The sequence below is a fragment of the Geobacillus sp. ZGt-1 genome (genome assembly GCF_001026865.1).
In the GTDB taxonomy this organism is placed as follows: Bacteria; Bacillota; Bacilli; order Bacillales; family Anoxybacillaceae; genus Geobacillus; species Geobacillus thermoleovorans.
This window is the reverse complement of sequence record NZ_LDPD01000023.1, coordinates 556,702-567,786: the sequence shown is the minus strand read 5'-3', so window position 1 is coordinate 567,786 and position 11,085 is coordinate 556,702. Positions and strand designations below refer to the sequence as shown.

The 11,085-nt window shown below is 53.8% G+C and carries 10 protein-coding genes; 9 read left to right on the top strand and 1 reads right to left on the bottom strand.

The window, feature by feature from the left end; translation table 11 throughout:
- The 7 genes from VU18_RS20260 to uvrC form a co-directional block, all read left to right on the top strand.
- On the top strand, positions 1–512 hold a 512-nt coding region (locus VU18_RS20260; protein WP_047758226.1), incomplete at its 5' end, for a lysylphosphatidylglycerol synthase domain-containing protein.
- Positions 509–2,008: an alkaline phosphatase family protein gene (locus tag VU18_RS11615; RefSeq protein WP_020278123.1), complete on the top strand. Its 1,500-nt coding sequence runs from the start codon at positions 509–511 to the stop codon at positions 2,006–2,008. The genes VU18_RS20260 and VU18_RS11615, both read left to right, overlap by 4 nt.
- On the top strand, positions 1,965–2,726 hold the full coding sequence (locus VU18_RS11610) for a glycosyltransferase family 2 protein (RefSeq protein ID WP_011232153.1): 762 nt from the start codon (positions 1,965–1,967) through the stop codon (positions 2,724–2,726). Before VU18_RS11615 ends, VU18_RS11610 begins: the two co-directional genes overlap by 44 nt.
- Positions 2,727–3,069: 343 nt before the next feature.
- Positions 3,070–3,831, top strand: a complete 762-nt coding sequence (locus VU18_RS11605) for a hypothetical protein (RefSeq protein ID WP_011232152.1) — start codon at positions 3,070–3,072, stop codon at positions 3,829–3,831.
- A gap of 25 nt (positions 3,832–3,856) precedes the next feature.
- The gene (locus VU18_RS11600; protein ID WP_011232151.1) at positions 3,857–4,783 is read left to right on the top strand and encodes an FTR1 family protein; all 927 of its coding nucleotides are present in this window, start codon (positions 3,857–3,859) and stop codon (positions 4,781–4,783) included.
- A gap of 47 nt (positions 4,784–4,830) precedes the next feature.
- Positions 4,831–6,276, top strand: a complete 1,446-nt coding sequence (locus VU18_RS11595) for a hypothetical protein (protein ID WP_011232150.1) — start codon at positions 4,831–4,833, stop codon at positions 6,274–6,276.
- A 6-nt stretch (positions 6,277–6,282) separates the two neighbouring features.
- Complete coding sequence (gene uvrC / locus VU18_RS11590; protein WP_011232149.1) at positions 6,283–8,055, top strand: excinuclease ABC subunit UvrC; 1,773 nt, start codon at positions 6,283–6,285, stop codon at positions 8,053–8,055.
- 48 nt (positions 8,056–8,103) lie between these two features.
- On the opposite strand, the gene VU18_RS11585 is transcribed toward uvrC, so the two are convergent.
- On the bottom strand, positions 8,104–8,556 hold the full coding sequence (locus VU18_RS11585) for a YslB family protein (RefSeq protein WP_011232148.1): 453 nt from the start codon (positions 8,554–8,556) through the stop codon (positions 8,104–8,106).
- 244 nt (positions 8,557–8,800) lie between these two features.
- Here VU18_RS11585 and VU18_RS11580 point away from each other — a divergent pair, with 244 nt between their 5' ends.
- On the top strand, positions 8,801–9,409 hold the full coding sequence (locus tag VU18_RS11580; RefSeq protein WP_011232147.1) for a succinate dehydrogenase cytochrome b558 subunit: 609 nt from the start codon (positions 8,801–8,803) through the stop codon (positions 9,407–9,409).
- A 169-nt stretch (positions 9,410–9,578) separates the two neighbouring features.
- Positions 9,579–11,085, top strand: a 1,507-nt coding sequence (gene sdhA / locus VU18_RS11575) for a succinate dehydrogenase flavoprotein subunit (RefSeq protein WP_047758223.1), incomplete at its 3' end; no start/stop codon positions are given.

Below are 11,085 nucleotides of genomic sequence, written 5' to 3'. Positions count from 1 at the left end.
TGTATGCGTATATGCATTACATTCCCCACATTTCTCTCTTGGCAGCGGCCGTTGCGGCCGGGTTCGTGCTGACCGTGATCGTGTTTCGCCGTCCGCTCCGCCTCGATCGGTTATGGCGGCGATGGCGGAGCGTATTTCACGGCTGGAGCGGCGCGGCGATGGTCGGGGCGGTGACGGCGAGCTGGCTGTGCGAGGCGGCAGTCATAGGTGTGATCGCCAAAGCGGTCGGTATACCGCTTTCTTTTGGACAGGCGGTGTGGGCAAACAGCGCGACCGTTTCCGGACAAATTGCCCAAATCGCTCCCGGTGGACTCGGAACGTATGAGGCGGTGATGGGGTTTGCCTTAACTACGGTTGGTGCACCGTGGGATGTGGCGTATATGGCCGCGGTGTTGACACATGCCTTTAAATTTCTGTTTTCTTACGCCGCTGGTGCCGCGGTATTGTGGTTTTGGCGGTCCGACTGGCAGGCGGTGCGGAGCGTATGGAGAAAGGAAAGGGAGAGGCGATGAAAGAAGCATCACGATTCGAAAAAATCGCGGCGCGCTGCTGGAATTTGCTGAATGAAGGAAAGCCGTTCACGCCGATTTTTGTCGTGGGAACGATGAGCATCTACCATGCCGCTGATCTTATGGGCGGCCATGCATGGACATGGCTGATTGGCCTGACGGCGGTGCTGCCGTTGTTTGTTGTCTATTATGTGTACGATTATCCACTGTTTTTGCGCAATTATTTATGGATCCCTTATGTCGTGTTTCTCATCGTTTGGTCGTTCGCTGATGCGTCGTTGTTGTTGTTGGCGTCGGGGCTTTACTTTTTCTTTACCGTCTTTTTTTGGGGGACGCTGTATTACCATTTGCGCATCGGCACGTCGTGGTGGAATTTCACCCGCTTTTGGAAGCTGGTGCTGAAAAACAGCGATTCGACCAGCGGCAACGCCCAAGAGCAGCTGCCAAAATGTTTTCTTCTTTTGTCCGTATGGGAATACGCTTCGCAGCAGATCGATCAAGGAGCGGCTTTGGCGCCGCTGTGCGGGGCGCTTTGGCTGTTTGCCGCTGGGGTGTGGCTGTTTTCATGGATTTTGCATCGGAATTTGTTCGACTGGCAGCCGGAGATCATTCCGACTTATACGAACAATGTGCCGAGTCCCACCGCGCCGGTCAGTGACAAAGTGTATGTCATCGTGATTGATGGGATGCGCAAAGACCGGTTTGAAGCGGCCAACGCCCCGTTTTTAAAGCGGCTGCGCGCGCAAGGGACGGAATTTGCGCAAATGGAAACCGTCTATCCGGCGCGCACGGTCGTCTGCTTCACCTCGATGCTGACGGGGACGTATCCGTTTGAGCACGGCATTCGCTCGAATATGGTATGGAAGCTCGGAGCGAAAGTGGAAACGATCTTCGACTCGCTCCGCAAAGTAGGGAAAACAGGCCGCTTGCTTGGCATCGCTCATTTGGTCGATTCGTTCGGCGACGATGTCGAAACGGTGACGGCTGTCATGCCGAACGACCTCGCCGACCGTTATATCATCGAGCGGGCGAAACGCATTGTGGAAGAGCAGCACCCGGACTTGCTTGTCGTGCAATTGATCGCCACCGACCAGACCGGCCATAGCCGCGGTGTGCTGTATGACGAGTATATCGAAAAAATTGAAGAAGCCGACGCGTTGATCGCGGAGTTTGTCGGCTGGCTTGAGGAACGGGGCGAGCTCGAGCGCGCGACATTGATTGTCTGCGCCGACCATGGCCAAGCGGATGGCATCGGCGGCCACGGCCACCTCGATGAAGGGGAGCGGTATGTGCCGTTTTTTCTATACGGCCCGGCGATTGAGGCAGGAAAACGAGTCGATGAGAAAAAAAGCCTCGTTTCGCTGGCGCCGACGATCGCCTATTTGCTCGGCGCGCCGTATCCGAGCCATAGCCGTGGTCCGGTTTTGATCGAGGCGATGAGAAAGGAGGAGAGCGATGAAGAAGCAGCGCGTCATCGTCTTTTTGCCGGCGCACAATGAAGAAGAAGCGATTGGAGATGTCATCCGCCGCATTCCGCGTCATTTTCATCCCGATGTAGAGGTCAGCGTCTTGGTCATTGATGATGGATCGACGGACCGAACGGCCGAAGTAGCGAAAGAAGCGGGGGCCGATATCATTTGCCGCCTGCCGGAAAACCGCGGCCTCGGTGCGGCGGTGCGGCGAGGGCTTGAAGAGTGTGTCCGTCTTGGCGCGGATATCGGCGTGATGATCGATGCTGACAACGAATATCCGCCGGAACAAATTCCTGACCTTTTAGCGCCGATTTTCACCGGTGAAGCGGACTATACGATCGGCTCGCGCTTCCTTGGCACGATTCGCGGCATGAAATGGCATCGCCGCCTTGGGAATTATTTGTTCACTTGGCTGCAGTCGCTTCTTCTAGGACAGCGGCTGTATGACGGACAGTCGGGGATGCGCGCCTTTTCGCGCCACGCGATGGAGGAGGCGGAAATCATCCACGATTACAACTACGCCCAAGTGCTGACGCTCAACTTGGTGCGCAAAGGGTTTCGCTTGAAAGAAGTGCCGATCCGCTATCAAGTGCGGACGACGGGCCGTTCGTTCATCAAATTCACCGCCTATATGACCGCGGTCATCCCGGCCATCTGGAAGGAAATGCGCCGCCCGGTGAAAAAGGTGGCCGTCGATCGAGAAGGGCATGGGCGCTCCCAAGAGCGGGCGCGCCATTGCTCGTAAGGCAGTTCGCGCTTAGAAGGCAGGCGAAAAACTGCATTCACGCGCCAATCGGCGGCATTTTCATCAGAAAAGAAAGCTGATTCTGCGAAGTTTCTCTAATTGAGAAATAGATGGAATCAGCAGTATTTTGCACTAAATCATCAGCCTTTTAGAAGGCGGGTGATGTCATAAGACATGCGGATCTACTTCTCAACTTGAGGAATCCTGTTTTTCTCTCTAATCGCGAACGATGGATTGAGGAAGATGATCGTTTTTTCACCAGCCTTTTCGACGATGGATGATTTTTTATTGACAATAAGTATGATAATGATTATCATTGATCTTGATGGAGGGAGAAGGGAACGTGAAATCGTTTCGTTTCTTTTTTTACATAGCAGTGATCATTATTCTCAATCTCATTCCGCTGAAAGCGTTCGCCTATTCGTATGGAGACCCGAACAAAGAGGCGGTTGCTGAGGCGTATAAAGAGATGAAAGAAAAGTTGAACGAGCAGCCGCCGAACTTTGCTGCAGCGAAGGAAATTTTCGAAACCGTAAAAGAAGAAATCGACATGCATATGGGACCTGAGCCGTCCAAGGCGGTGCTTGCGGCCATCGAAGCGAAGGACCGTCAAACGGTGATCAAGGACATGGAAAACATTTTAGTGCTCAATATCGCTCGCCGTTTGGACAATATTGAGGCAAACTTTGATCAGTACGACACGAGCAAGCGGCTGTTGGCGAAGGCGTTTGCGACGTATGAAGCGCTGTCGCCGGTCATCCAAGGGAAAGACCCTGCACTTGATAAACAGCTGCGCACCGAGTTTGACAAGGCGCTTCAGTCGCTTGGCAACCCGGGGCTGTTCGGTGTCGGCGAGAAAAAATCGGATATCAACGTGTTTAAGAAAAGCAAAGAGACGATTTTAACAACGCTGCAGAAGCAATTCGGCCTGAAAAGCCTAAAAGTCGGCCATTTTTCGGAAAACGCTGCAGAAAAGCCGGATGCAGTGCAAAAGAAAGAGTGGACCGATTTGTCTAAAGTAAAAAACTGGATTCCGCTCGTTGTCATCGTTATTGTGGTTCTCGGCGCGGCTCTCATTTATGTGCGGCGTCGGAAACGGGCTTAGTCCAAATATAAGGGGAGGCGGAGACATGGAAGTCCAAGCGCTGCTCATTACGTTTCGTGAAGCGCTGGAAGCGCTGCTGATCGTCGGCATCATTACATCGTATTTGAAACGTGTCGATCACCGCGAATACACGAAGTACGTATGGCTTGGTGCTGGTTTGGCCGTGTTGGCGAGCATCGGGGCGGCCATTTTGTTTCAAGTCGTGTTCACGGGATTTGCCGCGATGGGCAGTGAAATCTACTTAAAAATCGGCATCATGATCGTCTCCGCGTTGCTCTTGACGCAGATGGTGTTTTGGATGGCCGAGCATAGCCGGGACATGAAACAAAACGTTGAAGGGAAAATGGACCAGTTTATTACCGCCGGCAATGTCGCCGGCATGGTCATTCACTCGTTTTTAGTCGTGCTGCGCGAAGGAGTGGAAACCGTTTTTTTCTTCGCTGCCATCACGCACGGCAACATCGGCGCGGCCATACAAGGCTGGGGAGCGGCGACAGGCATTGCCATTGCCGCTTTGGTCAGCTACTTCTTCTTTAAAGGAACGATGCGCATTCCGCTGAAAGCATTCTTTAAAGTAACCGGAGCTTTTATCGTCTTGATCGCCGCTGGCCTGCTCGTGCAAGCCATTTCGATGATGCAGGACATTGGGCTCATCGGCAGCGTCATGCCGCATGTATATGATTTGACATGGCTGCTTCCAGAACATCCGATTGACTACGAACATTACGTGCGCGATCATGGCGTCGCCCCCGTCTTTTCCGGCGAAGTCGGCGTCTTTTTAAAAGCGTTGTTTGGCTATTCAGCGATGCCGTCGCTTGAAGAAGTGATCGCCTATATCGGCTACTTCGCCGTCGTGTATTTGCTGGTGACGAGCCGCCGCGGTCAAAAGAGCGCTGTGGTCGAGAAACCGGCGATTGCCGCTTTGGAGGAAAAAACAAAAAACGTCATGTAACGTACAAGGCCGCTGCGCCTTGTACTTTTTCTTTGGAGGGGAACACGGTGAACAAACGGTTCGGCGACCGCTTTTGGATTGGCTTTGGTGTCGGAACGGCCTCTTTGTTGGTTGGCGCCTGTTTGTATTGGGCGAGCCCGTATGCGGCCACATGGGATGAAGTCGATTTTGCCTTGGCGCTTAGGCGCTATGATGTGTTAGCCATGCAGCCGCATTTCCCAGGCTATCCGTATTTCGTCCTCGGGGGCATGGCGGTGCACGCTTTCATTGCCAATCCGGCCAAAGCGCTTTCGATCTTGAATGTGCTCGTGTTGTTTTCCGCCGCCTTTCCCATCGTTTTGCTGCTTGCTCGGCATATGCCGCGTCCAGCGGCGTTATGGGCGGCGCTTTCGGTGCTTTCTTCAAGCTATGTGCTTCTTGCCTCCGCCCGACCGATGTCAGACGGTGCGGCGCTCGGCGTGCTTTGGTGGTACATCTGGGCCGTGGAATGGGCGCGGCGGCGAATGGCATGGACCGCGCAGCTGCTGCCGATGGCGTTATTCAGCATCCTCATGGGGGGTCGCCTATCGTACATCCCCTTTGCCTCGGCGTTATTGTTGCTTTGGCATGAAGACTGGAAAACGCACCGCCGCCTCGGCCGCGTGGCGGCATCGCTGTTGGCGGCGGCCGCCTTTCAATTTGTTTGGGTGGCAGCGGTCGCGGCGACGGAAGGCGGCCTTTGGCCGTTTTTCAAGCTTGGCTTTGCGTTTGTTGTCGGTCATTTCAGCGACTGGGGGGGAACGGCGGCGGCGAGCCCTCTTCCATTTTGGGAGCGGGTGTGCCGCTTTGTCCTTGACAACTTTCTTTGGACCGGCATGGCCAGCCGAAATGCTTGGCTGCTGGCTGCCTATGCAGTGGTCGGCGCCATCGCCTGGCGCGCGGGGCGGTTGGGGCTTCCGCGCCCGCTTGTCGTTTCCGCGTTGCTGTATGCTTTGTGGGCGCTTTTCGGACAAAACATTGACAAGCCGCGTCATCTCCTTCCGCTCGTTCACATTGCGCTCGTTTTCGTGTGGGGGCGGCTGCTGGCCGCGCCCCGGACATGGCGGTTTGTTCTTGCCGCGGCAGTGGTGATGCTGCAGTCTACAATCGGCATCGGGCTGTTGCGCGAGCAGGCAAAGACGCCGCCAGCAGTGTATCAGCTTGCGGACGATTTGCGTGACAAACGGCAGCCGTTTGTGGTATATACGTGGGAAGAGACGCGCGTCCTAGACTATTTGAACGTGCCCTTTCCACATAAAGACGTGCTCCATTTTTCCTTCTTTTTGCAAGACAAAGAAAACTACCGCCATGCTGCGATATATATGACCAATCACGTTGTCCAAGGGTTCGAGGCTCAAGGGATCGATGTTTCCTGCCATGTGCGCAAAATGAAAACGTATCGTTCCAGTTTGCTTGCTGATCCGGTGTATGGGACGATTACGCTGTACGAATGGGTTGATGGAGCAGTGAGGTGATGGCCAATGAACGAGCGGCTGAAAGAAAAATTGGCTGTGCTGCCGGAGCAGCCGGGCTGCTATTTGATGAAAGACAAACACGGAACGGTCATTTACGTCGGCAAAGCGAAGTCGCTGAAAGCGCGCGTCCGCTCGTATTTTACCGGGACGCATGACGGCAAGACGCAGCGGCTTGTTGAGGAGATCGCTGATTTCGAATACATCGTCACCTCGTCAAACGCCGAGGCGCTCATTTTGGAGATGAATTTGATCAAAAAGCATGATCCGAAATACAACGTCATGCTGAAAGATGATAAAAGCTACCCGTTTATTAAAATCACCGCAGAAAAGCATCCGCGCCTGCTTATCACCCGCAAAGTGAAAAAAGACGGCGGCAAATATTTCGGCCCGTATCCAAACGTGCAGGCGGCGAACGAAACGAAAAAGCTGCTCGACCGCTTATATCCGCTCCGCAAATGTTCGACGCTGCCTTCGCGCGCCTGTTTGTATTACCATATGGGCCAATGCCTCGCCCCGTGCGTCCACCCGGTGTCGGACGAACAAAATAAGGCGATGGTTGAACAAATCGTCCGCTTTTTAAACGGCGGGTATGAAGACGTGAAGCGGGAGTTGGCCGAGAAAATGCACGAGGCGGCGGAAACGCTCGAGTTTGAACGGGCGAAAGAATACCGCGATCAAATCGCGGCGATTGAGATGACGATGGAAAAGCAAAAAATGATGCTCAACGACTTCATCGACCGCGATGTATTCGGCTATGCGTACGACAAAGGCTGGATGTGCGTGCAAGTGTTTTTCCTTCGCCAAGGGAAGCTGATTGAGCGCGACGTGTCGATCTTCCCGCTTTACCAAGACCCGGATGAGGAAATGCTTACGTTTTTGGGTCAGTTTTATGCGAAAGCGCATCATTTGAAGCCAAAAGAAGTCGTCCTCCCGTCCGACATTGACGGCGAGCTCGCCCGCGAATTGCTCGGCGTTGCCGTCGTCCAGCCGAAAAAAGGGAAGAAAAAAGAGCTTGTTGAGCTGGCGAGCAAAAACGCGGCCATTGCTCTGAAAGAAAAATTTTATTTCATCGAGCGGGACGAAGAACGGACGATCAAAGCAGTCGAACGTCTCGGAGAGCGTCTTGGCATTCCGGCGCCGCGCCGCATCGAGGCGTTTGACAACTCGAACATTTACGGGGCCGATCCGGTCTCGGCGCTCGTCGTTTTCCTCGATGGCAAGCCGGCGAAAAAAGAATACCGGAAATATAAGGTGAAAACGGTCGCAGGCCCGAACGATTATGAAACGATGCGCGAAGTCGTGCGCCGCCGCTATACGCGCGTGTTGAAAGAAGGATTGCCGCTTCCCGATTTGATCATCATCGACGGCGGCAAAGGCCACTTGTCGGCGGTGCGGGATGTGCTCGAAAACGAACTTGGACTGGATGTGCCGCTGGCTGGATTGGCGAAAGACGAAAAACATCGCACATCAGAGCTTTTGGCCGGCGACCCGCCGGATGTCGTGCCGCTTGACCGGCAAAGCCAAGAGTTTTATTTATTGCAGCGCATTCAGGATGAAGTGCATCGGTTTGCCGTTATGTTTCACCGAAAGACGCGGCAGAAAACGATGTTCCATTCCGTGCTTGATGACATCCCCGGCGTCGGGGAAAAGCGGAAAAAAGCACTCTTGAATTATTTCGGCTCGGTGAAAAAGATGAAAGAGGCGACGGTGGAAGAGTTGCAGCGGGCGAACATTCCGCGAGCGGTGGCGGAGAAAATCTATGAAAAACTGCATGAATAATGGCTGAACGGGCGCCCGTTTTGCGAGCGGGCGCCTGTTGCCTACATTTCATTCGATCGCCTGCTTCCGATCCCATTTCACCAAAATGCGCGCTTTGCCGTCCCGCTTTGGCGGCAGTTCGACCGCTTCGGTGACGAACCGCTTTTGTTGTTCGATTTGCTGGGCGAGAAATCCAGCCTCAAGCTGGAACGAGCAGCTGCCGTACAAGGAAAAGCGGGCGGCGATGATGGGGCCTGACAGCTCGATATATAGTTCGTCGTTTCGCTCTTCGCCGGTTGATAGCTCCCCCCAGCCCGCCCGTTCAAAAAATGCGGCGACGTCATCGAGCGTTCCGAGCGGGTAGCGCCGTGCCAGCTGTTTGCCGGCCCAGTACAGCAGCGAAGCGGCATCTTTGCCAAGCAGCTCGGGAAGAAGCGAATGGCGAAGCAGCTCAGCCCCGAATGCGGAAAGCGCAATCGACCCAAACATTTGATATTGATCCTCTAATGGTGGCTGTTTCATCGTTTTCCCCTCTTTCTATCCATTTCCCCATTATAGCTGAATTGCTGCCGGAGTGCATCCTCTTTCCTAAGGTGGCGCAACTATGAGAATGTTTGAACATTTTGTGGCAGTGTTTTCTTGACGCTTGTACAATGTGGGAGTACAATGAATGTGACAAAGCGAATAAGGGAATGGAAGGCGTTTCCGTTTCCGCATGGCGAGCGAGAGGGACATATTTTTTATTCAATTGAAGGGGGTTTACATAATGGCAGGGAATCGCGAGTTTTACTATCGCCGGCTCCATTCGCTGCTGGGGGTTGTTCCCGTCGGCATCTTTTTAGTGCAGCACTTGGTCGTCAACCATTTTGCGACCCGTGGGCCGGAAGCGTTTAACCGGGCGGCGGCGTTTATGGAAAACTTGCCGTTCCGCTATTTTCTTGAAATTTTTGTTATTTTCCTTCCATTGTTGTTCCACGCTGTATACGGCATTTATATCGCGTTTACAGCCAAATTCAACACTCGCCAGTACGGCTATTTTCGCAACTGGATGTTCATGCTTCAGCGGATCACCGGCATCATTACATTGATTTTTGTCGTCTGGCATGTGTATGAAACGCGGGTGCAAGCCGCATTCGGCGCCGAAGTGAACTACGATATGATGGCCAACATTGTCGACAATCCGTTTATGCTCGGATTTTATATTGTTGGAATCTTGTCCACGGTCTTTCACTTCGCCAACGGCTTATGGTCGTTCTGCGTCAGCTGGGGGTTGACGGTGTCCCCTCGTTCGCAGCAAGTATTTACGTACATTACGATGATCATTTTCATCGCGCTTTCCATTGTCGGCATTCGCGCCATCTTAGCGTTTGCGTAAGACAAGCGTTCCATTCTTAGGGAATGATTCGACGATGAACTGCTGCGTTGGCTCGTGACAGATCGCGTCTTAGCCGTTCGCCGAACGATCGCTTGGTCGATGGCGGGCCGGCAAGGCAAAACGTGCGGCATGCAAGCAAAAGCAGCAATCTATTAGGGAGTGAGTAGCTATGAAAAAAGGGAAAATCATCGTTGTTGGCGGTGGGCTGGCCGGTTTGATGGCCACGATTAAAATCGCCGAAGCAGGAGTGCCTGTCGAACTGTTTTCGCTCGTTCCGGTAAAGCGTTCTCACTCCGTCTGTGCCCAAGGCGGCATTAACGGAGCGGTCAACACGAAAGGGGAAGGCGACTCGCCGTGGGAGCATTTTGACGACACCGTCTATGGCGGGGACTTCTTGGCGAACCAGCCTCCGGTCAAAGCGATGTGTGAAGCGGCGCCGGGGATTATTTACATGCTCGATCGGATGGGCGTCATGTTCAACCGGACGCCGGAAGGGTTGCTTGATTTCCGTCGTTTCGGGGGGACGCAGCATCACCGGACCGCCTATGCTGGAGCCACGACTGGCCAACAAATTTTGTATGCACTTGATGAACAGGTGCGCCGCCATGAAGTGGCCGGGCTCGTCACGAAGTACGAGCATTGGGAGTTTTTAGGCGTCGTTTTGGATGACGAGCAAATCTGCCGCGGCATCGTCGCACAAGATTTGCGGTCCATGGAAATCAAAGCGTTTCCAGCCGATGCCGTCATTTTGGCGACCGGCGGCCCGGGGATCATTTTTGGGAAATCGACGAACTCGGTCATCAACACTGGTTCAGCGGCTTCGATCGCCTATCAGCAAGGCGTTTACTACGCGAACGGCGAGTTCATCCAAATTCACCCGACCGCCATTCCGGGCGATGACAAGCTCCGCCTTATGAGCGAATCGGCGCGCGGGGAAGGCGGACGCATTTGGACGTATAAAGACGGGAAACCGTGGTACTTCCTTGAGGAAAAATATCCGGCTTACGGAAACTTGGTGCCGCGCGACATCGCCGCACGGGAAATTTTCCACGTCTGCGTCGATTTGAAGCTCGGCATCAACGGCGAAAACATGGTGTATTTGGATTTGTCACATAAAGATCCGAAAGAGTTGGATGTTAAGCTCGGCGGCATTATCGAAATTTACGAGAAGTTCATGGGCGAAGACCCGCGCAAAGTGCCGATGAAGGTGTTCCCGGCCGTTCACTACTCGATGGGCGGCTTATGGGTCGACTATGACCAAATGACGAACATCAAAGGGTTGTTTGCTGCCGGCGAGTGCGACTATTCGATTCACGGCGCGAACCGCCTCGGGGCAAACTCGCTTCTGTCGGCGATTTACGGCGGAATGGTCGCCGGCCCGAACGCCGTCCGCTACATCCGCGGCCTCGAGAAATCGGCGGATGCGATGCCGTCGACGTTATACGACAGCTATGTGAAACGGGAGCAGGAAAAATGGGAGAACATTTTGGCGATGGACGGCACGGAAAACGCCTATGTGCTGCATAAAGAGCTCGGTGAATGGATGACGGCGAACGTGACGATCGTCCGCTACAACGACCGGTTGCTGAAGACGGATGAGAAAATTCAAGAGCTGATGGAGCGGTACAAAAACATCAGCGTCACCGACACGTCGAGATGGAGCAACCAAGGAGCGA

Bases quoted from the DNA above. Each gene is read 5' to 3' on its own strand.
- VU18_RS11615 (WP_020278123.1), top strand. From the start codon at position 509: ATGAAAGAAGCATCACGATTCGAAAAAATCGCGGCGCGCTGCTGGAAT.
- VU18_RS11610 (WP_011232153.1), top strand. From the start codon at position 1,965: ATGAAGAAGCAGCGCGTCATCGTCTTTTTGCCGGCGCACAATGAAGAA.
- VU18_RS11600 (WP_011232151.1), top strand. From the start codon at position 3,857: ATGGAAGTCCAAGCGCTGCTCATTACGTTTCGTGAAGCGCTGGAAGCG.
- uvrC (WP_011232149.1), top strand. From the start codon at position 6,283: ATGAACGAGCGGCTGAAAGAAAAATTGGCTGTGCTGCCGGAGCAGCCG.
- VU18_RS11585 (WP_011232148.1), bottom strand. From the start codon at position 8,556: ATGAAACAGCCACCATTAGAGGATCAATATCAAATGTTTGGGTCGATT.
- VU18_RS11580 (WP_011232147.1), top strand. From the start codon at position 8,801: ATGGCAGGGAATCGCGAGTTTTACTATCGCCGGCTCCATTCGCTGCTG.